21 protein-coding genes are annotated in these 22,057 nt (G+C 76.3%); 15 read left to right on the forward strand and 6 right to left on the reverse strand.

Annotation, left to right across the window (positions count from 1 at the left end):
- Positions 1-12: 12 nt before the first annotated feature.
- Entirely contained in the window at positions 13-1,032 is a 1,020-nt protein-coding gene (locus tag JIG38_RS15015; protein WP_199424629.1) for a DUF3152 domain-containing protein, read from the reverse strand.
- A 137-nt stretch (positions 1,033-1,169) separates the two neighbouring features.
- On the opposite strand from JIG38_RS15015, the gene JIG38_RS15020 reads away from it, so the two are divergent.
- On the forward strand, positions 1,170-1,820 hold the full coding sequence (locus JIG38_RS15020) for a TetR/AcrR family transcriptional regulator (RefSeq protein WP_307844957.1): 651 nt from the start codon (positions 1,170-1,172) through the stop codon (positions 1,818-1,820).
- Between the two features lie 130 nt (positions 1,821-1,950).
- Positions 1,951-2,181: a DUF3107 domain-containing protein gene (locus tag JIG38_RS15025; RefSeq protein WP_233405067.1), complete on the forward strand. Its 231-nt coding sequence runs from the start codon at positions 1,951-1,953 to the stop codon at positions 2,179-2,181.
- Between the two features lie 65 nt (positions 2,182-2,246).
- Here JIG38_RS15025 and JIG38_RS15030 read toward each other — a convergent pair whose 3' ends face one another.
- Positions 2,247-2,972 (reverse strand): ferritin-like fold-containing protein, encoded by a 726-nt coding sequence (locus JIG38_RS15030; RefSeq protein WP_199424631.1) that lies wholly within the window; start codon positions 2,970-2,972, stop codon positions 2,247-2,249.
- Positions 2,973-3,226: 254 nt separating this feature from the next.
- On the opposite strand from JIG38_RS15030, the gene JIG38_RS15035 reads away from it, so the two are divergent.
- The 4 genes from JIG38_RS15035 (at position 3,227) to JIG38_RS15050 (ending at position 7,757) form a co-directional block, all read left to right on the forward strand.
- The gene (locus JIG38_RS15035) at positions 3,227-4,936 is read left to right on the forward strand and encodes a DEAD/DEAH box helicase (RefSeq protein WP_199424632.1); all 1,710 of its coding nucleotides are present in this window, start codon (positions 3,227-3,229) and stop codon (positions 4,934-4,936) included.
- A gap of 220 nt (positions 4,937-5,156) precedes the next feature.
- Positions 5,157-5,678: a sigma-70 family RNA polymerase sigma factor gene (locus JIG38_RS15040; RefSeq protein ID WP_199424633.1), complete on the forward strand. Its 522-nt coding sequence runs from the start codon at positions 5,157-5,159 to the stop codon at positions 5,676-5,678.
- A complete protein-coding gene (locus JIG38_RS15045) occupies positions 5,675-7,066 on the forward strand; it encodes a hypothetical protein (RefSeq protein WP_199424634.1) in 1,392 nt (463 codons plus the stop codon). Before JIG38_RS15040 ends, JIG38_RS15045 begins: the two co-directional genes overlap by 4 nt.
- Positions 7,067-7,097: 31 nt before the next feature.
- Entirely contained in the window at positions 7,098-7,757 is a 660-nt protein-coding gene (locus JIG38_RS15050; protein ID WP_199424635.1) for a hypothetical protein, read from the forward strand.
- On the opposite strand, the gene JIG38_RS15055 is transcribed toward JIG38_RS15050, so the two are convergent.
- Positions 7,741-8,361, reverse strand: coding sequence for a MarC family protein (locus tag JIG38_RS15055; RefSeq protein ID WP_199424636.1), 621 nt, complete (start codon positions 8,359-8,361; stop codon positions 7,741-7,743). The two genes, JIG38_RS15050 and JIG38_RS15055, sit on opposite strands and share 17 nt — an antisense overlap.
- Positions 8,358-9,200 (reverse strand): PHP domain-containing protein, encoded by an 843-nt coding sequence (locus tag JIG38_RS15060; RefSeq protein WP_199424637.1) that lies wholly within the window; start codon positions 9,198-9,200, stop codon positions 8,358-8,360. Before JIG38_RS15060 ends, JIG38_RS15055 begins: the two co-directional genes overlap by 4 nt.
- 96 nt (positions 9,201-9,296) lie before the next feature.
- Here JIG38_RS15060 and JIG38_RS15065 point away from each other — a divergent pair, with 96 nt between their 5' ends.
- Positions 9,297-10,871, forward strand: coding sequence for an aminopeptidase P family protein (locus JIG38_RS15065; protein ID WP_199424638.1), 1,575 nt, complete (start codon positions 9,297-9,299; stop codon positions 10,869-10,871).
- Positions 10,872-10,891: 20 nt separating this feature from the next.
- On the opposite strand, the gene JIG38_RS15070 is transcribed toward JIG38_RS15065, so the two are convergent.
- Positions 10,892-11,545, reverse strand: coding sequence for a YflT domain-containing protein (locus tag JIG38_RS15070; protein ID WP_233405068.1), 654 nt, complete (start codon positions 11,543-11,545; stop codon positions 10,892-10,894).
- A 136-nt stretch (positions 11,546-11,681) separates the two neighbouring features.
- On the opposite strand from JIG38_RS15070, the gene JIG38_RS15075 reads away from it, so the two are divergent.
- Positions 11,682-12,974 carry a magnesium transporter MgtE N-terminal domain-containing protein gene (locus JIG38_RS15075; RefSeq protein ID WP_307844958.1) on the forward strand — a complete coding sequence of 431 codons (1,293 nt, stop codon included), beginning with the start codon at positions 11,682-11,684 and terminating at the stop codon, positions 12,972-12,974.
- The gene (locus JIG38_RS15080; RefSeq protein ID WP_199424640.1) at positions 12,967-13,479 is read left to right on the forward strand and encodes a DUF1003 domain-containing protein; all 513 of its coding nucleotides are present in this window, start codon (positions 12,967-12,969) and stop codon (positions 13,477-13,479) included. The genes JIG38_RS15075 and JIG38_RS15080 overlap by 8 nt, the downstream gene beginning before the upstream one ends.
- 1 nt (position 13,480) lies before the next feature.
- On the opposite strand, the gene JIG38_RS15085 is transcribed toward JIG38_RS15080, so the two are convergent.
- Positions 13,481-14,332: a maleylpyruvate isomerase N-terminal domain-containing protein gene (locus JIG38_RS15085; protein ID WP_199424641.1), complete on the reverse strand. Its 852-nt coding sequence runs from the start codon at positions 14,330-14,332 to the stop codon at positions 13,481-13,483.
- Between the two features lie 75 nt (positions 14,333-14,407).
- Between JIG38_RS15085 and JIG38_RS15090 the strand changes: the two genes are divergently transcribed.
- The 6 genes from JIG38_RS15090 (at position 14,408) to JIG38_RS15115 (ending at position 22,046) form a co-directional block, all read left to right on the forward strand.
- Positions 14,408-15,550, forward strand: coding sequence for an Mrp/NBP35 family ATP-binding protein (locus JIG38_RS15090; RefSeq protein WP_199424642.1), 1,143 nt, complete (start codon positions 14,408-14,410; stop codon positions 15,548-15,550).
- A 79-nt stretch (positions 15,551-15,629) separates the two neighbouring features.
- Positions 15,630-16,469, forward strand: coding sequence for a DeoR/GlpR family DNA-binding transcription regulator (locus tag JIG38_RS15095; protein WP_199424643.1), 840 nt, complete (start codon positions 15,630-15,632; stop codon positions 16,467-16,469).
- Positions 16,466-17,704: a galactose-1-phosphate uridylyltransferase gene (gene galT / locus JIG38_RS15100; RefSeq protein ID WP_307844959.1), complete on the forward strand. Its 1,239-nt coding sequence runs from the start codon at positions 16,466-16,468 to the stop codon at positions 17,702-17,704. Before JIG38_RS15095 ends, galT begins: the two co-directional genes overlap by 4 nt.
- A complete protein-coding gene (galK, locus tag JIG38_RS15105) occupies positions 17,701-18,927 on the forward strand; it encodes a galactokinase (protein ID WP_199424644.1) in 1,227 nt (408 codons plus the stop codon). Before galT ends, galK begins: the two co-directional genes overlap by 4 nt.
- A gap of 280 nt (positions 18,928-19,207) precedes the next feature.
- Complete coding sequence (locus JIG38_RS15110) at positions 19,208-20,251, forward strand: hypothetical protein (RefSeq protein WP_199424645.1); 1,044 nt, start codon at positions 19,208-19,210, stop codon at positions 20,249-20,251.
- Positions 20,252-20,432: 181 nt separating this feature from the next.
- Positions 20,433-22,046 (forward strand): efflux RND transporter periplasmic adaptor subunit, encoded by a 1,614-nt coding sequence (locus JIG38_RS15115; protein ID WP_199424646.1) that lies wholly within the window; start codon positions 20,433-20,435, stop codon positions 22,044-22,046.
- The last annotated feature ends 11 nt before the right edge of the window (positions 22,047-22,057 follow it).

Genomic DNA, 22,057 nt, shown 5'->3' on the forward strand with positions numbered 1-22,057 from the left:
GGCCGGGAGCCGTCAGCCCGGGAAGGGCCACCCGTTGGCCACGCACGCACCGGTCGTCTCGGTCTGCTGCTGCATGAGCGGGGCGAGCCGGCCGGGCCCGGGGCACTCGACGTGGCGGTTGCCGAGCAGGTGGCCGACCTCGTGGTTGACGAGGTACTGCCGGTAGAGGGTGCGGTCCGGGAAGTCCTTGCCGCCCTGCACCCAGCGCAGGTGGTTGAGCACCGCGCGGCCGTTGGTCCCGCACGAGTAGCGGCCCACGGTGTCCAGCGGCGCGCACAGGTCGTCGACGAGGTCGGGCGACGCGAGCACGACCACGAGGTCGGCCGGGCCGTCGGTCCGCGCGAAGCTCACCGAGCCGTCCGCGCCCCACCCGCGCGGGTCGTTGAGCGTGACCATGACCGTTCGCGCGAAGAGGGCCCCGTCGACCTCGAGCCCGGCCTCGACCTCCACCCGGACCGTGCGGACCGGGCGCTCGGGGGCCGGGGCCGCCTCGACGCCCGGGACGACGACGACGTCGCCGCCCGCGGCGGTCGGCACGGCCGTCGACAGCAGGCCGGCGTCGCGGTCGGCGAGGGTGAGCCCCGCCGCGTCGACGGCGTTCGGGTCGACGGTCGCGGCGGTCGCGGGCGGCGCGGGAAGCACGAGCGGCTCGGTGGCCGCGAGCGCCTCGGCCGGCAGGGGCACGCGGTCCGCGGTGGCCTCGACGCCGTCGGCGCTCGTGCCCCGCGACGTCCGCGGGCCGACGGTCGGCTCGGCCGTCCGGGTGACGTCGGCGGCCGTCGGCGTGACGGTCGTCAGCGACGGCGGCCCGACGAGCGCGGCCGCGGTCGCGACCCCGCCACCGAGGGCGAGCACGCCGGCGAGCGCGAGGGCCGCGCCCGGGAACCGCCGGGCCAGGTGCCCGGCGCGCGTCGTGCGACCCGTCGTCCGCGCGTGCGCCGCGCCCGCCCCGAGGGCCCCGTGAGCACGGTGCGCGCCCGTGCGGGCGGCCTCGCGGCGCGCGCGACGGGAGGTCTCGGGGGGCGGGGGCACCGACCCATGGTGACATCCGTCCGCCGCGCCGGGGAACTCGTGCGGCCCGTCGGGTGCGCCCCGCGCCCCGCCGCACCCGCTCGCGACCAGGGCGGACGTGCTCACCCCGCAGAGCTACGCGTCGGTAGCATCGCCGTGTGACGACGCCCACACCGCCCCGCCCACGCGCGACGCGCATGGGTCGCGAGGCGCGCCGGGCTCAGGTGCTCGCGGTGGCGCAGGACCTCTTCGCGCGCGAGGGCTTCCACCACGTCTCCATGGACGACATCGCCGACCGCGCCGAGGTGAGCAAGCCGGTCCTCTACCGCCACTTCCCCTCGAAGCTCGACCTCTACCTCGCCGTCGTGGACCACCGCGGGCAGGCGCTCGTGACCGCGGTCGACGAGGCCCTCGCGGCCGTGGACCGGGGCGAGCAGCAGAGCGGGCGCGCCGTCGTGCGCGGCATCGTCCAGGCCTACGTCGAGTTCGTCGAGCAGGCCGGCGACTCGTTCTCCCTGCTCTTCGAGTCCGACGTCACGCGTGACAGCGGCGTCCGGTCGCGCGTCGAGCAGGCGTCGGCCGACGCCGCGCGCGCGATCTGCCGCGCGCTGCGCGAGCTCGCCGGGCTCCCGCTCGAGCACGCCGAGCTGCTGAGCACCGCCCTCGTGGGCATGGCCCGGGTCGCCGCGACCTCGCGCTACCGCACGCAGGACGTGGGGGTCGAGGACGCCGTCGACCTCGTCACCCAGCTCGCGTGGCGCGGCGTGGCCGGGCTGGTGCGCGACCGCGAGGGCGCCGACGCGGGCTGATCCGCCCGCCGCGAACAACACCGGCCCCCGGCGGCCGCTCCCCGGCGCCCTGCCTAGGATGGGCGCGACAGTCGGTGCCGGGCGGACGACGTGGGTCGGACGCCGCAGCCGGACGCGGACTCAGGAGGCGATGGGCGTGGAGATCACGATCGGTGTGCAGCACGTGGCACGGGAGCTGGTGCTGGAGACCGACCAGACCTCCGAGAAGGTCGTCGCGGACGTCCGCACGGCGCTCGAGTCCGGCGCGCCCCTCGAGCTCACCGACACGCGCGGCCGGCGCATCGTCGTGCCCGCGGCGTCGCTCGGCTACGTCGAGATCGGTGGCGACGAGGCCCGCAAGGTCGGCTTCCACAACCTCTGACGGGGCCACCCCCGGCGGCGCGGACCGCGGCCGCCGGGGTGCCCGTCCGCCCGGCGTGCCGCGCGTCAGGGCGTCAGGCCCAGGCGCTCCATGCGCCGGCTGTGCTCGGCCGTGAGCGCCGCGAACAGCCGCTGCTGACCGTCCGGCGCGTCCTCGACGAGCGCGCGGATCTCCGGGTGGTCGGCGAGCACGCGCTGGACGACGCCGAGCGCCTCGCCCACGAGGCGCCGCCCCCACAGCGCGAGGCGCGAGGCGAGCGTGGGGTCCTGCGTCGCACCGCCCGCGAGGGCGTCGACGACGAGCTCCGCGTGGCCGGCGTCCGTGAGCGCGTCGACGACGAGGTCGCGGCTCGCCGGGTCGAGGCGCGCCGCCACGATGCGGCTGAAGTCGTCGGCGACGCCGTAGCCCACGTACCCCTTGAGCAGGCGCTCCCACCAGCTCCCCGGGCTCGTGCGCTCGTCGAACTCGACGAGCGCCCCCGCGAACGGTTCCATCACGGGCTCGAGCTCCGCGCCCAGCTCCTCGACCCTGGCCCGCACCCGCTCGAGCCGCTGGAGCGCGACGCCCGCCTGGCGGCTCAGCTCGAGCCGCTGCGCGAGCTCGGGTGCCTGGGCGGCGTCCGCCGCGAGACGTGAGAACGCGGCGAGCTGGCCGTAGGCGAGCATCCCGAGCACCGCGAGCGCGCTGCCCGCCGGCGCCTCGGGGGCGTCCTCGGTCGTCGCGGCGGGACCGGCGTCCGCCCCGGCCGGCTGGGCGTGCGCGAGCGGGTCCGGTGCCGCGGGGAGGGTCATCGGGCCAGGCTAGCCCTCGGCGGACGGTCGTCCGGTAGCATCGTCGACGTACATCGGTTGACCGGTCGTCCCGACATCCTCGCCCGCGAGCGCACGCTGCACCCAGCACGACGAGCACCACCGCAGCGCGACGCGCCCGCCCGGGCGGCGCCTTCCACGATCGGCTGCCGGCCCCCGCCCGCGGCGCGGCCCGCTCCGGTGCGACGACTCGTCGCCGGACGCGTGTGGCCCCGCGGACCGACAACCGGAGCACCATGACCACGAGCACCACCGACCCGACGGCCGGCGAGCAGGACCACGACACGGCCGAGGTCCACGAGGCCGGCCAGTCCGCCTCGGGCGTCCAGAGCGCGCACAACCCGTCCTTCGCGGACTTCGGCATCCGCGAGGAGATCGTCCGCGCGCTGTCCGACGCGGGCATCAGCCACCCGTTCCCGATCCAGGCGATGACGCTGCCGGTCGCGCTCTCGAAGCACGACATCATCGGCCAGGCGAAGACCGGCACGGGCAAGACCCTCGGCTTCGGCATCCCGCTGCTCGAGCACGTCGTCGCGCCGGGCGAGGACGGCTTCGAGCAGCTGCCCGCGCCCGGCAAGCCCCAGGCCCTCGTCATCGTCCCGACGCGCGAACTCGCGGTGCAGGTCGCGGGCGACCTCGAGACGGCATCGCGCCACCGCAAGGTCCGCGTCGTCCTGCTCTACGGCGGCCGCGCCTACGAGCCGCAGGTCGAGGCGCTCGCGCGCGGCGCCGAGGTCGTCGTCGGCACGCCCGGTCGCATGATCGACCTCATGAACCAGGGCATCCTCGACCTCGCCCGCGCCCGCACGGTCGTGCTCGACGAGGCCGACGAGATGCTCGACCTCGGGTTCCTGCCCGACGTCGAGAAGCTGCTGGCGCGCACGCCCGCGTCGCGCCACACCATGCTCTTCTCGGCCACGATGCCGGGCGCGGTCGTCGCGATGGCGCGGCGGTACATGACGCAGCCGACCCACATCCGCGCACAGGACCCCGACGACGGCGGCGCCACGCTCAAGGCGATCAAGCAGGTCGTCTACCGCGCGCACGCCCTCGACAAGGTCGAGGTGCTCGCGCGCCTCCTGCAGGCCCGCGGCCGCGGCCTGACCATCGTGTTCGCCCGGACCAAGCGCACGGCCGCCAAGGTCGCCGACGACCTCATGGAGCGCGGCTTCGCGGCCGGCGCGATCCACGGCGACCTCGGCCAGGGCGCGCGCGAGCAGGCGCTGCGCGCGTTCCGCTCGGGCAAGATCGACGTGCTCGTCGCGACCGACGTCGCGGCGCGCGGCATCGACGTCGACGACGTCACGCACGTCGTCAACTACCAGTGCCCCGAGGACGAGAAGACCTACCTGCACCGCACGGGCCGCACGGGCCGCGCGGGCCGCACCGGCACGGCCGTGACGTTCGTCGACTGGGACGACATCCCGCGCTGGGGCCTCATCGACCGGGCGCTCGACCTCGGGTTCCCCGAGCCGCTCGAGACCTACTCGAGCTCCCCGCACCTCTACGAGGACCTCGACATCCCCGCGGGCACGAAGGGCCGCCTCCCGAAGGAGGCCCGCACGCGCGCCGGCCTGGACGCCGAGGTGCTCGAGGACCTCGGCGAGACCGGCAAGCGCCACACGAAGAGCGGCGGCTCCGACCGCGGCCCGCGCGACGGCGGCCGGGGCGACGGCGGGCGAGGTGACGGGGGCCGCGGCGGCCGCACGGGCGACCGCGAGCGCGGCCGGGGCCGCGGCGGACGCGGCGAGGGCCGCGAGGACCGCGAGCCGCGCGAGCACGCGCCGCACGCCGAGGCCTCGACCGGCCCCGACGCCGGCTCCACGACCGAGGGCGGGGACGCGCCGCGCAAGCGCTCGCGCAGCCGCCGTCGGACGCGCGGCGGACGTCGCGGCGAGGGCGACGCGAGCGCCGAGAGCGCCGCGCCGGCCGCGAGCGAGGGCTGACCGCCACGCGGTAGCCGCACGACCCACGAGACCCCCGGGCGCACCGCCCCGGGGGTCTCGTCGTCCCCGGGGGCCGCGTCGCAGCGCCCACCGGCGGCCGCGGTGCGGGTGAGATCGGGGCACCACCCCAACGATCCGACCCGTGCCGTCGTCTGGGTGGGGCAAGGATGCGAGGCAGCGCCCTGGCCGGCACGCCGGCGGGCCGACGACGGGAGACGCCGTGGCGTGGCAGGACGACCTGGCGGTGCTGGCTCGGGAGCGCGGCCCCGCCCTGGTGGGCTACGCCTACCTGCTCACGGGTGACCTCCACCGGGCGCAGGACCTGGTGCAGGAGGGGCTCGCCCGGACCTTCTCGCGCCGGCGCACGGCCGACGTCGAGTGGCTCGAGGCGTACGTCCGCCGCGCGATGCTGCACGCCTACCTCGACGAGCACCGTCGCGACCGGCGTCGTCGTGAGGCGCTCCCCGCGCCGGCCGTCCCGCCCGTCCGGCCCGACGACGTCGCCGCCGGGCGCGCCGACGTCCACGCCGCGCTCGCCGCGCTGTCGCCCCGCGAGCGCGCCTGCGTGGTCCTGCGCCACTTCGAGGACCTCACCGTCCCCGAGGTCGCCGCCCGCCTCGGGCTCAAGGAGGGCAGCGTCAAGCGCTACCTCTCCGACGCGCGGGCACGCCTCGGTGCGCTGCTCGCCGACGAGGAGCCGTCCCACGTCCAGGTCGTCCCGAACCGGAGTGTGCCCCGATGAACGACGACCTCAGCTCCGCGCTGCACGACCTCGTGCGGTCCGCCGCGCGCGCCCAGGGCAGCGGTGACGCGCTCGTCACGCCCGACGTCGTCCGCCGCGCCCGGCGTGGGAGGCGCCGGCACGACGCCGTCGTCGGCGCGGTCTCCGCGGCGGCCGTCACGGCCGTGGCGCTGACGGGCGGGACGCTGCTGCGCGACCGCGAGCCCGCGCCGCCCGCGGTGACCACGACCCACGCCCCGAGCCCGACGCCGACCCCCCAGCCGACCGCGACCGTGGCCCCCACGGTCCTCCCGGCCGGGGACCCGGCGCTGCCCGAGGGCGCGTGCGGGTCGGTCCTCGGCCCGCCGCCCGAGGACGACGGCTACTTCGCGCTGTACGGCGCCCCCACGACCACGGAGGTCCCTGCGGGCGCGGCGCTCCCCGTCGAGGCGCGCGCCGGCCTGGGCGGGTACGAGGACCTCGCCGTCGTGCCGGACGACGGGCCGACCTTCCTCGTCACCCGGGACGACGTCGTGGTGGCGCGCGGGACGGCCTTCGCCGGGGCGACGGGCGTGCTCGTCCTCTCGACCGGAGGGCCGAACGAGTCCCGCACCGTCGTCGGGAACCTCGACCTGGCGGTGTGCGCGCCCGAGGGCCAGGCCGCGGTCACGCCGGGCCGCGCGCTGCCCGCGGGCGAGTACGAGCTGCACGCGACGCTGGCCGTGACGACGTTCCCCACCGGGACGGAGCTGGCGGACCGCAACAGCGGCGACCCCGCCGAGGACCTCGTGGACGCCCCCGGCGCGGCGGCGCGGGTCCTGCGCTCCGCCCCGGCGGCCTTCACCGTCGTCGGGGAGGCGCTGGAGCCCGCCGCGCGGGTCCGGCCGCCGGTCACCGCCGCGCTCCCGGAGCCGCCGGCGTTCGCCGACGCGGTCTGCGGCGCGCCGGCGCCCGCGCGCTGGGACGCGGGCGGGACGCTCCGCCTCGAGCACCCCGTGGAGCCGCTCGTCGTCGGGGCCGGCGAGCCCGTGGACCTGGGGGCGCACCTGGTGTACTCCGGTCCGGGCCGCCTCCAGGGGGTCCTCACCCACCGGGTCGACCACTGGGTGCTCCAGGACGGCGCTCTCGTCGGCCGGGGGTGGCCGGGACCGTCGGACGACTGGTGGTCGCAGGCGACCCTCGACCACGGCGCGACCCTCGCGCCCGAGCTGTTCTCGCAGGAGTGGACGCTCACGAGCTGCGACGAGGAGTTCGGCGTGGGCGACCCGCTGCCTCCCGGGGAGTACGTGCTCGTCCCCGTGACCGAGCTGTCCGTCGACCGCCTGGTCGCGGACGACGGCTCGGTGGTCGGCACCGGGGAGCAGCTCCACCAGCTCTTCGGCGACCCGGTGCCGCTGACCATCCGCTGACGATCCGCGCCCGACCGGGCAGGATCGCGCCATGAGCCTCTACGCGGACCACCCGGCGCACCGGACCCGTCAGGTGGTCGGCGACCTGCTCGTCGCGGCGTGGGTCCTCGTCTGGGCCCTCGTCGGCCGCGCGGTGCACGACGCGGTCGCCGAGCTCGCCGCGCCCGGCCGCACGCTCGAGGACGCGGGGACGTCGCTCGAGTCCGGGCTCCAGCAGGCGGGCGAGCGCGTCGCGGACGTGCCCCTGGTCGGCGACGACCTCCGGGCACCGTTCGACAGCGCGGGCGAGGCGGCCGGCACGCTCACCCAGGCCGGCGTCGACATCCAGGACGGCGTCGCCCAGGCCGCGACGGTCGCGGGCTGGTCGGTCGCGCTGTGGCCGGTCGTCGTCGTGCTCGGGGCGTGGGTGTGGGCTCGCGTGCGGTTCGCGCGGCGCTCGACGAGCGCGCGGCGGCTCGTGGCGGCGGGCGCGGACCTCGACCTCTTCGCGCTGCGCGCGCTCGCGCGCATGCCGCTGGCGACGCTCGCCCGCGTGAGCGACGACCCGGCCGGCGACTGGCGGCGCGGCGACGAGGACGTCGTGCGGCGGCTCGCAGCCCTCGAGCTGCGCAGCGTGGGCGTGCGGCTGCCGGGCGCGGGCGCGCCGGCCGCTCCCGCCCCGGGGGACGGTGCGGTCAGCCCGCCTCGATGAAGGCCCGGACCGCGTCGGCGACGAGCTGCACCGCGATGGCCGCGAGCAGGAGGCCGGCGATGCGCGTCACGAGCGTCACGCCGCTGTCCTTGAGCACCCGGTGGATGACGCCCGCGAAGCGCATGGACAGCCAGAGGCACAGGTGCACGGCGACGACGGCCAGGCCGATCGCGACCCAGTCCGCGGGCTCGCGCGCCGCCTGGACGAAGACCATGGTCGCGACGATCGCGCCCGGCCCGGCGAGCAGCGGCGTGCCGAGCGGCACGAGCGCGACGTTGACGCCCTGGTTGCCCGAGGGCTGCGGCTCCTCGGACTTCCCCGTGAGCAGCTCCATCGCGACGAGCAGGAGCAGCAGCCCGCCGGACGCCTGGAGCGCGGGCAGGGAGATGTGCATGTAGGAGAGGAGCTGCTGCCCGAAGAGCGCGAAGGACACGATGACGCCGAACGCGACGAGGATCGCCTGTCGCGCCGCGCGACGGCGCTGCTGACGCGTCATCGCGCTCGTCAGCCCGAGGAAGATCGGCACCGTCCCGGGCGGGTCCATGATCACGAAGAGCGTGATGAACGCCTCGGCGAGCAGGCGCAGGTCGACGACGGCGCTCACGGGCGCACCACCGCGAGCCGGCCCTGCTCCTCGATCGCGGCGAGCACGTCGGGCGACGTCGTGCGCTCGCCGAGCAGGTTCGGCTTGCCCCCGCCGTGGTAGTCGCTCGAGCCCGTGACGAGCAGGCCCGCCTCGCGTGCCAGCCCCGCGAGGCGGCGGCGCTGGGCGTCGTCGTGGTCGCGGTGGTCGACCTCGATGCCCGCCAGGCCCGCGTCGACCAGGCGCCCGATCGCCGCGTCGGTGAGGATCCGCCCGCGCACGAGCGCGCCGGGGTGCGCGAGCACCGGGACCCCGCCCGCCTCGCGCACGAGCCGCACGGCGCGGGCGGCGTCGGGCGCGTAGTGCGGCACGTAGTAGGGCGACCCCGCGGCGAGGACCGTCGCGAAGGCGGCCGAGCGGTCGGTCACGTGGCCGCGCGCCGCGAGCGCGTCGGCGATGTGCGGCCGGCCGACCGTGGTGCCGGGCGCGGTCTGGGCCTCGACGTCGTCCCACGTGAGCGCGAGATCCTCGGCGATGAGGTCGACCATCCGGCGCGCCCGGTCGAGCCGCGCCGTGCGCGTACGCTCGGCCTCGGCGAGGAGGCCCGGGTGCGTGGGGTCGTGGAGGTAGCTGAGCAGGTGGACGCTGAGGTGCCCCGCGAGGCACGAGATCTCGGCGCCGCGCACGAGGGCCACGCCGTGCTCGGGGACCGCGGCCTCCGCCTCGGCCCAGCCGCGCGTGGTGTCGTGGTCGGTCAGGGCGACGACGTCGAGCCCGGCCCGCGCGGCGGCGGCCACGAGGGCCCCCGGTGCGTCCGTGCCGTCCGACGCCACGGAGTGGGTGTGGAGGTCGATGCGCACGGGCCCCAGGATAGGTGCGCCGGGGCAGGGCCCTGGTCGGGCCCGTCGCCCGTCGACCCGTCGATCCCAGGCGCCCGGTGGTGCGAGCATGGGGGCATGGCAGACCAGCACCGCCCGGACGCCGACGCCGGAGCCCTCGCCCCCACCCCGCCGACCGCGACGTCGCCCGACCCGGGCGCCGAGGCCGCGGCGGACGCGCAGGCGCTCGAGGACCGCGGCTCGAACCGCTCGCAGCGCCCGACGTCGGCCGCGTTCCTCGAGTTCGTCGCCGACCGCTGGGGCCCGCGTCCGGCCGGACCCACGGGGCCCCTGCCCTCGGCGTCCTGGGCCGCCGCGCGCCGCGAGCGGCTCTCGCGCCTGTTCCCGGGCGAGCGGCTCGTCGTCCCGGCCGGGCCGCTGCGGACGCGCTCGAACGACACCGACTACCGGTTCCGCCCGCACTCGGCGTTCGCGCACCTCACGGGCCTGGGCACCGACCAGGAGCCGGACGCGGTCCTCGTGCTGCACCCCGTCGACGACGGCCACGAGGCGGTCCTGTACTTCCGGCCGATGGCCGGGCGTGACACCGAGGAGTTCTTCGCGGACTCGCGCTACGGCGAGTTCTGGGTCGGCGCGCGGCCGACGCTCGCGGACCTCGAGGTGCTCACGGGCATCGCGACAGCCGCGCTCGACGAGCTCGCCGCGGCGCTCGCCAAGGACGTCGGCGAGGACGGCGTGCAGCTGCGCGTCGTGCCCGGCGCCGACGACGTCGTCACGGCGCAGGTCGACGAGGTGCGCGGCGAGGTGCAGGACCGCGAGGCGCGCGACGCCGAGCTCGCCGAGGCGCTGAGCGAGCTGCGGCTCATCAAGGACGCGTACGAGGTCGAGCAGATGCGTGCCGCGGTGGCGGCGACCGCCGAGGGGTTCGCGCGGGTGGTGCGGAACCTGCGCCGCGCGGTCGAGCACGAGCGCGGCGAGCGCGTCATCGAGGCGACGTTCGACGGCCACGCGCGCGAGGCAGGCAACGCCGTCGGCTACGAGACGATCGCCGCGGCGGGCGACCACGCCACGACGCTGCACTGGATCCGCAACGACGGCCGCGTGCGCGCGGGCGAGATGGTCCTCGTCGACGCGGGCGTTGAGGTCGAGTCCCTCTACACCGCCGACATCACGCGCACGCTGCCCGTGGAGGGCACGTTCACGGAGGTGCAGCGGCGCGTCTACCAGGCCGTCCTCGACGCCGCCGACGCCGCCTTCGCGGTGGCGCGGCCGGGCAACCGGTTCCGCGACGTGCACGCGGCGGCGATGGAGGTCATCGCGGCGCGGCTCGCCGCGTGGGGCCTGCTGCCCGGTACCGCCGAGGAGTCGCTGGACCCCGAGGGGCAGTTCCACCGGCGCTGGATGGTCCACGGGACCAGCCACCACCTCGGTCTGGACGTGCACGACTGCGCCCAGGCACGCCGTGAGCTCTACCTCGACGCCGTGCTCGAGCCCGGCATGGTGTTCACGATCGAGCCCGGCCTCTACTTCAAGGCCGAGGACCTCGCCGTCCCCGAGGAGCTCCGGGGCATCGGCGTGCGGATCGAGGACGACGTCCTCATCACCGTCGACGGCAACGAGAACCTCTCCGCCGCCCTCCCCCGGCGCCCCGACGACGTCGAGGCGTGGATGCGCGGGTTGCTCGAGGGCTGATCGCCCTCAGGCGGCACCGCTCAGGACTGCGGACCTGCCGGCGGCTGGGGCGGCACGGTCGGCGGCTGCTGCGGCGGGTACACCGGCTCGCCGGGCTGCGGCGGGACGTCCTGCGGCGGGTGCGGCGCGACCGGCGGGTGCGAGGGCGCGCCGACCGGGGCCGGCCGGGCCCCGCCGAGGCCGCCGACGGTGCCGCCGATCTCGCCGAGCAGGCCGCGGGCCTGGTGCGCGTGCTCGCTCGCGCACAGGAGCGCGTACTGCGAGGCGACGATCTGGCTCGACGACGTGAAGTCGCGCTTGCCGCCCGTCAGCGCGTACGAGATGACCGAGAAGAGGATGCCGAAGGCGGCGCCGATCGCGATCGCGGGGAGGATCGGCAGCACCGTGTCCTCCGGGCTGGCGAAGAGCGAGAGCAGGACGCCGACGAAGAGGCCGAACCACGCGCCCGACGCGAGGCCTGCGAGCGCGACGCGCGGGTAGGACAGGCGCCCCGTCACGCGCTCGACCATCTGCAGGTCGGTGCCGACGATCGTCACGTGCTGGACCGGGAACTCCTTGTCGGAGAGGTGGTCGACCGCGCGCTGGGCCTCGAGGTAGGTGGGGTAGCGCGCGATCTGCTCCCCCTGGGGGAGGGTCGGCACGCCGGGCACCCGGGACGTCCGGTTCATCGTCATGCGGGTGATTCTCGCCCACCCCGCGCGCGGGGGCCACAGCCTCGCCCGGCACGGTCCCCGCGGGCGCCGCGACGGCGTCGGCGCGTGCGCGCGGACGGACCCGTCGCACCGCAGGTCAGCCCACTACGCTGACCGCGTGAGCAGCGTCGGGACCCGCGTCTTCGTCGCGCGCCTCGCCGGGACGGCCGTGTTCGACCCGATCGGCGACCAGGTGGGGCGCGTGCGCGACGTCGTCGTGCTGCTCGCGGCCAAGGGCGCGCCGCGCGCCGTCGGCCTCGTCGTCGAGGTGCCCGGGCGACGCCGCGTCTTCCTCCCGCTCACGCGCGTGACCAGCATCGACAGCGGCCAGGTGATCAGCACCGGGCTGCTCAACCTGCGCCGCTTCGAGCAGCGCCCCTCGGAGACGCTCGCGATCGGCGAGCTGCTCGACCGGCAGGTCGAGCTCACGGACGGCTCGGGCGCCGCGACCGTCGTCGACGTCGCGGTCGAGCAGCAGCGCTCGCGGGACTGGCTCGTGACCAAGCTCTACGTGCGGCGCCAGCCGGCCGGCAAGGGCGGCCTCATGCGCCGCCGCGGGGAGACGCTGCTGGTCGACGTCACCGACGTGCGCTCGCTCGCCTCGGCGGGCGCCCAGCGCGCGGACCTGCTGCTCGCGTCCTACGAGGACCTCAAGCCCGCCGACCTGGCCGACGTGCTCCACGACCTGGGCACCATCCGCCGGATGGAGGTCGCGAGCGCGCTCGACAACGAGCGCCTCGCCGACGTGCTCGAGGAGCTGCCCGAGGACGACCAGGTCGCGATCCTCTCGGGCCTCACCCTCAACCGCGCCGCCGACGTGCTCGACGTCATGCAGCCCGACGACGCCGCGGACCTGCTCTCGGAGCTCCCCGTCGAGCAGGCGACCGAGCTGCTCGAGCTCATGGAGCCCGAGGAGGCGCGCGACGTGCGCCGCCTGCTCGCGTACGACGACGACACCGCGGGCGGCCTGATGACGACCGAGCCCGTCGTGCTCGGCCCCGAGACGACGATCGCCGCCGCGCTCGCCCACGTGCGCCGGCAGGACCTCACGCCCGCGCTCGCGTCGATGGTGTTCGTCGTCCGTCCCCCGCTCGAGACGCCCACCGGGCGGTTCCTCGGCGTGGTGCACTTCCAGCGGCTGCTGCGCGAGGCGCCGCACGACCCCATCGGCGGCCTGCTCGACAACGAGATCGAGCGCGTCCCCGCGGACGCGCCGCTGAGCCAGCTCACCCGGCTCCTGGCGACCTACAACCTGCTCGCGCTGCCCGTCGTCGACGACGAGCGCCGCCTGCTCGGCGCGGTGAGCGTCGACGACGTGCTCGACCACCTGCTCCCCCAGGACTGGCGCGAGGCCGACGCCGAGGACACGGACCGCGCGATGACGGAGCAGAGGGAGGCGGGTCGTGGCTGAGCGGCTCGACACCCCCAAGGAGAAGCGGCGGTCGCTGCGGCCGCAGTTCGACGCCGACATGGTGGGCCGCGGCGCCGAGGCGTTCGCGCGCTTCATGGGCACGGGCCGCTTCCTGCTCTACATGACCGGCTTCGTCATCCTGTGGGTCACGGCCAACGTGCTCGCGCTGTGGGGCCTGCGCTGGGACCCCTACCCGTTCATCCTGCTCAACCTGTTCTTCTCGGTGCAGGCGTCCTACGCCGCGCCGCTCATCCTGCTCGCGCAGAACCGGCAGGACGACCGGGACCGCGTCGCCCTCGAGCAGGACCGGCAGCGGTCCGAGCGGTCGCTCGCCGACACCGAGTACCTCGCGCGCGAGATGGCGGGCCTGCGCATCGCGCTCGGCGAGGTGGCGACGCGCGACTTCGTCCGCTCCGAGCTGCGCAACCTCCTCGAGGAGATGCAGACGGACCGCGCGTCCGAGGACGGCGAGCCCGCGCGGCGGGCCGCGGACGAGCGCGTCTGACCTACTGGGTCGCCTCGGTGACCAGCTCGCGCAGGCGCGCGAGCAGCGCGGCGTCGCCGCGGACCTCGAGCGCCTCCACCCCGCCCCGGCCCCAGAGCCAGCGGTCGAGGTCCCAGGCGCGCCCGCGCACGACGAGCGCGGCGTCGTCGGCGACGTCGGCGTCGTCGGCGCCGACTGTGCCGTCGGAGCGTGCGGCGCCCCGCTCGACGTCCGAGACCGCGGCGGCGTCGAGGTCGAACGCACGCCCGGACTCCGGGCCGGTCCCGGTGAAGCGCCCGAGGTCGAGGCGCCAGGCGGCGTCGGCGTTCGTGCACTCGAGGCGGACGGCGACGCCGTCGGGCGTGAACGTGCCCCAGGACGGCACCCCGTCGACCATGACGCGCAGGAGCTCGTCGACGCCGTCGACCGCGAGCTCGACGGGCGGCGGGGTCACCTCGACGCCGGCCGCGAGCTCGGCGTCGACCCGGTGGACGAGGGCCTCGTGCGCCTGGCGCCGGGCCGCCCAGCCGACCGTGCCGCCGTCCTCGTGCCACGACCAGCTCGGGTCGCCCGGCGAGCGCTCGGCGAGCGCCTGCACGAGGGCCGTGCCCGCCGCCGCGGCCGCGGTGAGCAGCGCGTCGTCCGCCGCGCGCGGCGGGGCCGCCTCCTCGGGGCGCTCCGTGCCCGTCGTCACCGCGTGCACCCAGCTGTCCTGGACCTCCGTGAGGTGGTGGACGAGGTCGGCGGCGGTCCAGCCGTCGCACGCCGGCACCGGCGCCGTGAGGTCCGTGCCACGGAGCACCTCGACGAGGCGCTCGGACTCGCGCCGGACGGTCGCGACGTAGACGGGGTGGTCGAGGCGGTGGTCGGTCATGGGTGCAGCCTAGGGACCGGCGGACGCTCCCCGCGGGCGTCCGGGCCGACGGCGCCGCCGACCTACGATGGGGGCATGTCCGCCCCGACCGTCGAGTCCGTCACCGCCGCGCTGGCCGGGGTCATCGACCCCGAGATCCGCCGCCCCATCACCGAGCTCGGCATGGTGCGCTCGGTCGACGTCGCGCCCGGGCCCGACGGCGCCGCGGTCACGGTGGGTGTCGACCTCACGACCGCGGGGTGCCCCATGAAGGACACCATCACGCGCGAGGTCACCGCGACGGTGCGCGGGCTCGAGGGGGTCACGTCGGTCGCGGTCGACCTCGGCGTGATGTCGGCCGAGCAGCGGGCCGAGCTGCGCTCGATGCTGCGCGGCGACGCGGCGGAGCCGGTCATCCCGTTCGCGCAGCCGGACAACCTCACGCGCGTGTACGCGGTCGCGTCCGGCAAGGGCGGCGTGGGCAAGTCCTCGGTGACCGCCAACCTCGCGGTCGCGATGGCGCAGCAGGGGCTCAAGGTCGGCGTCGTGGACGCGGACGTCTACGGGTTCTCCATCCCGCGCATGCTCGGTGTGACGCAGGCGCCGACCAAGGTCGACGACATGATCCTGCCGCCCGTCGCGCACGGGGTGAAGGTCATCTCGATCGGCATGTTCGTGCCCGCGGGGCAGCCCGTGGTGTGGCGCGGGCCCATGCTCCACCGCGCCCTCCAGCAGTTCCTCGCGGACGTCTTCTGGGGTGACCTCGACGTCCTGCTGCTCGACCTGCCGCCCGGGACGGGCGACATCGCGATCTCCGTCGCGCAGATGCTGCCGACCAGCGAGCTCCTCGTCGTGACGACGCCCCAGCCGGCCGCGGCCGAGGTCGCCGAGCGCGCGGGGTCGATCGCGCTGCAGACGCGGCAGCAGCTCGTCGGCGTCGTCGAGAACATGTCCTGGCTCGAGACGCCCGACGGCACGCGCGTCGAGGTGTTCGGCGCGGGCGGTGGCCAGGCCGTCGCCGACAACCTGTCGCGTGCGACCGGCACGCCCGTGCGTCTGCTCGGCCAGATCCCGCTGGACCTCGAGCTGCGCGCCGCGGGCGACGCGGGCACGCCCGTGACCCTCGCGTCGCCCGACTCCCCCGGCGCGCGCGTGCTGCACGAGATCGCCTCGTCGCTCGCGCACCGGTCCCGCGGCCTCGCCGGCCGCTCGCTGGGCCTGACCCCCGTCACCCGCTGACCCGTCCCGCCTCCCGGGCGACCGGTGTGTGGCGGGCGGGTCTGTTGTGTTGTGTTCGTTCGTGGTGGATACTGTTCGCATGCTTGCGCAGCAGCGTCAGGAGCTCATCCTGAGCCGCATCCGCACCACCGGGGCGGTGCGCGTGGCGGACCTCGTCGCGAGCCTCGACGTCTCCGACATGACCGTGCGCCGCGACATCGCCGAGCTGGCCCGGCGCGGGCTCGTCCACCGGGTCCACGGCGGCGCGGTCGACGCCCACCCCGCCGCGCACGAGCCCGAGTTCCGCGCCAAGCGCGAGCTCGCCGCGGGCCAGAAGGCCGCGATCGCGGAGGCCGCGCTCGTCCACGTCGAGCCCGGCAGCGCCGTCGCGCTCTCCGCGGGCACGACGACGCACCACCTCGCGCAGCTCATCGCCGCGAGCCCGGCGCTGCGGCCGCTCACGGTCGTGACGAACTCGCTGCCCGCCGCCGAGGCGCTCCACCGACCGGACGACCGCGACCTCACCGTCGTGCTCACGGGCGGGACGCGCACCCCCTCCGACGCGCTCGTCGGGCCGGTCGCGCTGCGCGCCCTCGACGGGCTGCGCGTCGACGTGACCTTCCTCGGCGTGCACGGCGTCGACGCCCACGCGGGCCTGACCACCCCGAACCTGCTCGAGGCGGAGACCGACCGGGCCCTCGTGCGCGTCGCGGGCCGCACGGTGGTGCTCGCGGACAGCTCCAAGTGGGGCACCGTCGGGCTCAGCCGCATCGCCGACCTGTCCGACGTCGCCGTCCTCGTGACCGACGACGCGCTGCCCGCCGAGGCGGTCGAGGACCTGCGCGCGCAGGTCGGCAGCCTGGTCCTCGTGGCCGCGCAGGACCACCCCGAACCCGCCGCCGACCCCGCGACCGCGGGACCCGACCGAGGAGAACCGTGACCGCACCTGGGACGCCCGACGGCGGCGGGGCGCGCGTGCGCCGCACCGCGACGACGCTCGCGGACGGACGCGAGCTCCTCTACTTCGACGACTCCGAGCCGTACGTCTCGGGCGGCGCCACGCGGCGTCTCGACGACCCGCGCCCGCTGGGCGACCGGTTCGTCGTCACCGACGCGGACGGCTCGACCCGGCCCATGACCGGGCCGGAGATGCGCCTCGACCCGCTCACGGGCGAGTGGATCCCCATGGCGTCGCACCGCATGAACCGCACGTTCCTCCCCGCGGCCGACGCGTGCCCGCTGTGCCCGGCGCGGCCGCAGACGTCGGGCACGGGCTACTCGGACGGCGAGATCCCCGCCACCGACTACGACGTCGCGGTCTTCGAGAACCGGTTCCCGGCGCTCATGCAGGTGCCCGGCATCACGCTCGACGACGGCTGGGACGTCGACGGCGAGCCGCTGTGGGCGGCGCGCCCGGCCGCCGGCCGCTGCGAGGTCGTGTGCTTCAGCGCGGACCACACGAGCTCGTTCGCCGACCTCACCCCGCAGCGCGTGCGCACGATCGTCGAGGCGTGGGCGAACCGCACGACGCAGCTCGGCGCGCTGCCCGGCATCGAGCAGGTGTTCGCGTTCGAGAACCGCGGGCGCGAGATCGGCGTGACGTTGCCGCACCCGCACGGCCAGATCTACGCGTTCCCGTTCGTCACGCCGCGCACGCGCGCGATGCTCGCGCAGGCGGCGGCGTACCGGGACCGCACGGGCGGCCACCTGCTGCACGACGTCGTCGAGGCCGAGCGGCGCGCGGGCACGCGCGTCGTGCTCGAGTCCGAGCACTGGGTCGCCTACGTCCCCGCCGCGGCGCGCTGGCCCGTCGAGGTGCACCTCGCGCCGAAGCGCGACGTCCTCGACCTCCCTGGCCTCACCGACGTCGAGCGCGACGACCTCGCGGTGACCTACCTCGAGCTGCTGCGCCGCCTCGACCGGTTCTTCGTCGAGCCGGACGCACCCGACGGCGAGCCCGGCCGCCCCATCCCGCTGCCCTACATCGCGGGGTGGCACCAGGCCGTCGTCGGCGAGGGCCGGGAGCTCGGCCGGCTGCACCTGCAGCTGTTCTCGGTGCTGCGCGCGCCCGGCAAGCTCAAGTACCTCGCGGGCGTCGAGTCCGGCGTCGGCGCCTGGATCAGCGACACGACGCCCGAGCGCATCGCCGCGCGCCTCCAGGAGGTCGTCGCGTGAGCGCCGGCGCCTGGACCCGGGCCTGGTCCCCCGCGGAGGGCGCGGAGCGCGTCGCCGCGGCCTTCGCCGAGCACCTGGGCGGCGCGCCCGACGGCGTCTGGTCCGCGCCGGGCCGCGCCAACGTCATCGGCGAGCACACCGACTACAACGGCGGGCTGTGCCTGCCGGTCGCGCTCCCCCACCGGACCTACGTCGCGCTGCGTACGCGCACGCCCGACGACGGGCTCCCGCGCGGCACGGTGCGCCTGCTCTCGGCCCAGGAGGCGGGCGCGGGCCTCGTGACGCTCGACCTCGCCGACGTCGGCCCGGGGACCGTCCGCGGCTGGGCCGCGTACGCCGTCGGCGTCGCGTGGGCGCTGCGCGAGGCGGGCCACGACGTGGCGGGCTTCGACGCCGTCGTGGACTCGTGCGTCCCGTACGGCGCCGGGCTGTCCTCCTCGGCGGCGCTCGAGTGCGCCGTCGCCGTCGCGCTCGACGAGGTGCACGGGCTCGGGCTCGGCGACGACGCCGGCCGGGCGCGGCTGGCCGAGGCGTGCATCCGCGCCGAGAACGACATCGCGGGCGCCGCGACGGGCGGCATGGACCAGGCCGCGTCGCTGCGCTGCCGCGCCGGCCACGCGCTCCTGCTCGACACCCGCGACGGCTCGACCCGGCACATCCCCCTCGACCTCGAGCAGCACGGGCTCGCCCTGCTCGTCATCGACACGCGCGCCGAGCACCAGCTCGTGGACGGCCAGTACGCGTCCCGCCGCGCGGCGTGCGAGCGCGCGGCCGCCCACCTCGGCGTCGCGACGCTGCGCGAGGTGACGGACCTCGACGCCGCCCTCGCGTCCCTCGCGACGCTGCCCGACGGCGACGTCGTGCAGCGGCGGGTCCGGCACGTCGTCACCGAGATCGCGCGCGTCGAGGAGGTCGAGCGCCTGCTCGACGCCGGGCGGGTCGAGGACCTCGGACCCGTGCTGAGCGCCGCGCACGCGTCGCTCCGGGACGATTACGAGGTCTCGTGCCGCGAGCTCGACGTCGCCGTCGACGCCGCCTGCGCCGCCGGCGCGCTCGGCGGACGCATGGTCGGCGGCGGCTTCGGCGGCTCGGCGATCGCGCTCGTCCGCGCCGACGAGGTCGGCGCGGTGGCCGATGCCGTGGCGCGCGCCTTCGCCGCCGAGGAGCTCCCCCCGCCCGCGTTCCTCGTCGCGGTCGCCGCGGGACCGGCCGCGCGCGTCTGAGCCGCCCTCCCCGGCCTCGCCCGGTCGCGACGGCCCCCGACCACGGTCGGGGGCCGTCGTGCTGCCTGGGCAGGTGACGGCGGGACCCCAACGAAACGCGCGCGCCGGACGTCGTGTGATCAGGGGGAGGTGTGCGGCCGCGGCGTAGCCACGGCCGTCGCTCATCCGGACGTCCGAGGCGGGTCCGACGAAGGTCATCCCGCAGAACGATCTCCGGCGCGCACAGCCCTCGATAGGTTTCCACCGCACGGCTCAGCCCGCACCTCGAGAGGGTCCTTCGATGACGTCCACACTCCTGCGCTCGCTCGGCGTCGCCACGAGCGCCGCGCTCCTCATCACCCTCACCGCGTGCGGCGGCGGCGGCCAGGGCGGCGGCGACGGGGGCGGCGCCGCGTCGGACGACCTGCCGAAGGGCCCGCTCGACGAGATGTTCGAGGAGATGTACGGGGGCGGTGACACCGAGGCCCAGGACCGCCAGATGATGGAGGCCGAGGAGATCACGGCCGAGTGCATGGCCGAGCTCGGCTTCGAGTACACGCCGGTCGACTGGTCGCAGCCCGGGACCATGGGCGGCGGCGAGGAGCCCGAGGAGGAGTGGGGCACGCTCGAGTTCGCCGAGAAGTGGGGCTACGGCGCGACGACGAACCCGTGGGGCGGCGGCGAGCCGGTCGAGGGCGAGCAGGAGTTCGTCGACCCCAACCAGGCCTACGTCGAGTCGATGTCCGAGACCGAGGCCGCGGCCTACTACGCGGCGCTCTACGGCGAGCCGGTCGAGGGCGAGGGTGAGGAGGGCGAGGCCGTCGAGTGGAACTGGGAGACCGCGGGCTGCAGCGGCAAGGCGCAGCACGAGGTCTACGAGGCCGGCAACGGCATGGACGAGGACCAGTTCACGGCCCTGCAGGAGGAGATGGACACCATGTGGCAGTCCATCGAGTCGGACTCGCGGCTCACGGAGCTCAAGGAGTCCTGGGCCTCGTGCATGGCCGACGCCGGCTACGACGGGCTGGCCGAGCCGGCCGACGCCGAGAACCTCATCTACGAGAAGACCAACGCGATCTACGACGAGTTCTACGCCGAGGGGAACATCGACCCCGAGGCGACCGAGGAGGACTACGCCGCGATCCAGGAGCAGATCGACGAGCGCCTCGCCGAGATCACGCCCGAGGAGATCGAGACCGCCGTCGCGGACTTCACCTGCCGCGACGAGGTCGAGCTGACCCGGACGCAGGCCGAGGTCTCGGTGGAGTACCAGCAGGAGTTCTACGACGCCCACAAGGACGAGCTCGAGGCCTGGCGCGACTCGATGGTCGAGCAGAACGGCTGAGGCCGACGTGCGGCGGGCCTGACGACCGCCGCGCACGGACCGGGGAGCGACGCCTGTCAGGGGGCCAGGCGTCGCTCCCCGGTGGGAGCGCGTCGACACGGCGCGCGTCCGCCGCGGCGGACCAGGGCACGCGCTCCGCGAGCGCACCGACGAGGGGGCAGGACGCATGAAGGCACCGAGGATGACCGGGTCCACGAGGACCATCTGGATCATGGCGGTCACGGCGGTGATCAGCCTGGGCGCCGGGCTCGGGCTCAGCCGGCTCATCGTCTCGCCGGCCGACGCCGCCGCGAACGCGGCCCCGCCGGCCGCCGGACCCATCACGGTGCCGGTCGAGACGCGCGCGCTCGCCAACGACATCGTCCTGCGGGGCGACGCGGTCTACGAGGACCCGGTCGACGTCGTCGTCGAGACCGGCGACCTGGGCGGGCCCGCGGTCGTCACCGGGCAGGTGCGCGAGGTCGGCGCGACGCTCGAGGCCGGCTCGGTCGTGCTCGAGGTGGCGGGCCGCCCGGTCATCCTCCTGCCCGGCGAGCTGCCGGTGTACCGGACGCTGCGGGTCGGCGTCACCGGCCCCGACGTGCTCCAGCTCAAGGCCGCGCTGGTCGCCCTCGGGCTCGACCCGGGCGACGAGACGTCGGCGTCCTACGACGCCGCGACCGCGACCGCGGTCCAGGCGCTCTACGCCCGCGTGGGCTACGAGGCGCCGACCGGCGGCGAGGAGAGCGACCTGGCCGTGCAGGCGGCGCGCGACGGCGTCCGGTCGGCCGAGGAGCAGGTCGGGTCCGCGCAGCGCGCCCTGACGACGGCGCGCGCGGGGCTGTCCGACAAGGACCGCGTGGCCCTGCAGGCCGAGGTCGACAGCGCGACCTACGCCCTCGAGGCCGCCCGCCACGAGTGCGCCGAGGCGACGGGCACGCCGGACCAGGCGCGGGCGTGCGGGCCCTCGGTCGTCGAGGCCGACGGGCGGCTCAAGGTCGCGGTCGCGGCGCAGGCCGAGGGGCTCGCCGCCCCCGACACGGCCGAGGAGCAGGCGGCCGTCGCGTCCGCCCAGCGGGCGCTGGACGACGCGCGCGAGCAGCTCGCCGAGGCCCAGGAGGACGTCCTCACCCCGCTCCCCGCGAGCGAGGTCGTGTACCTCTCGAGCCTGCCGCGGCGCGTCGACGACGTCGCCGTGCGGCGCGGCTCGACCGTCTCCGGCACGGCCGTGATGACGGTCTCCGGCGCGACGCTCCAGATCGCCGGCATGGTCTCGGCCGACGACGCCGCGCTCGTCGCCGCGGGCACGCCGGTGACGATCGCGCTGCCCGACGGCACGGATGCCCCCGGGACGGTCCACTCCGTCGGGGTGGACGCCGAGGAGAAGGAGTCCGGCGACGGCGCCGACGGCGACGGGCAGGGCGGCACGCCGGGGGCCGACGGCCGCAAGCGCGTCGTCGTCGTGCCGGACGCGCTCACCGACGATCAGCGCGCGCAGCTCCAGGGCGCCAACGTCCGGATCACCATCCCGGTGAGCGCGACGGAGGGCGAGGTGCTCGCCGTGCCCACCGCCGCCCTGACCGCGGGGCCGGGCGGGGAGGCGCGCGTCGAGGTGCTCGGCGAGGGCGACGAGACGACGCTCGTCACCGTCGAGACGGGCCTGGCCGCGGACGGCTACGTCGAGGTCACGGCCGTCGACGGGACGCTCGCCGAGGGCGACCGCGTGGTCGTGGGCGTGACCGGCGAGGAGGAGCCGGCCGACGGCGACGAGCCGACGCAGGACGAGGGCGCCGAGGACGAGGGCTCCGGCTCGTGAGCGTCGTCGAG

Origin of the sequence: Actinotalea solisilvae (assembly GCF_016464425.1) — a bacterium.
GTDB classification, from domain to species: domain Bacteria; phylum Actinomycetota; class Actinomycetes; order Actinomycetales; family Cellulomonadaceae; genus Actinotalea; species Actinotalea solisilvae.

Bases quoted from the DNA above. Each gene is read 5' to 3' on its own strand.
- JIG38_RS15025 (WP_233405067.1), top strand. From the start codon at position 1,951: ATGGGCGTGGAGATCACGATCGGTGTGCAGCACGTGGCACGGGAGCTG.
- JIG38_RS15030 (WP_199424631.1), bottom strand. From the start codon at position 2,972: ATGACCCTCCCCGCGGCACCGGACCCGCTCGCGCACGCCCAGCCGGCC.
- JIG38_RS15035 (WP_199424632.1), top strand. From the start codon at position 3,227: ATGACCACGAGCACCACCGACCCGACGGCCGGCGAGCAGGACCACGAC.
- JIG38_RS15045 (WP_199424634.1), top strand. From the start codon at position 5,675: ATGAACGACGACCTCAGCTCCGCGCTGCACGACCTCGTGCGGTCCGCC.
- JIG38_RS15050 (WP_199424635.1), top strand. From the start codon at position 7,098: ATGAGCCTCTACGCGGACCACCCGGCGCACCGGACCCGTCAGGTGGTC.
- JIG38_RS15065 (WP_199424638.1), top strand. From the start codon at position 9,297: ATGGCAGACCAGCACCGCCCGGACGCCGACGCCGGAGCCCTCGCCCCC.
- JIG38_RS15070 (WP_233405068.1), bottom strand. From the start codon at position 11,545: ATGACGATGAACCGGACGTCCCGGGTGCCCGGCGTGCCGACCCTCCCC.
- JIG38_RS15085 (WP_199424641.1), bottom strand. From the start codon at position 14,332: ATGACCGACCACCGCCTCGACCACCCCGTCTACGTCGCGACCGTCCGG.
- JIG38_RS15090 (WP_199424642.1), top strand. From the start codon at position 14,408: ATGTCCGCCCCGACCGTCGAGTCCGTCACCGCCGCGCTGGCCGGGGTC.
- JIG38_RS15095 (WP_199424643.1), top strand. From the start codon at position 15,630: ATGCTTGCGCAGCAGCGTCAGGAGCTCATCCTGAGCCGCATCCGCACC.
- JIG38_RS15110 (WP_199424645.1), top strand. From the start codon at position 19,208: ATGACGTCCACACTCCTGCGCTCGCTCGGCGTCGCCACGAGCGCCGCG.
- JIG38_RS15115 (WP_199424646.1), top strand. From the start codon at position 20,433: ATGACCGGGTCCACGAGGACCATCTGGATCATGGCGGTCACGGCGGTG.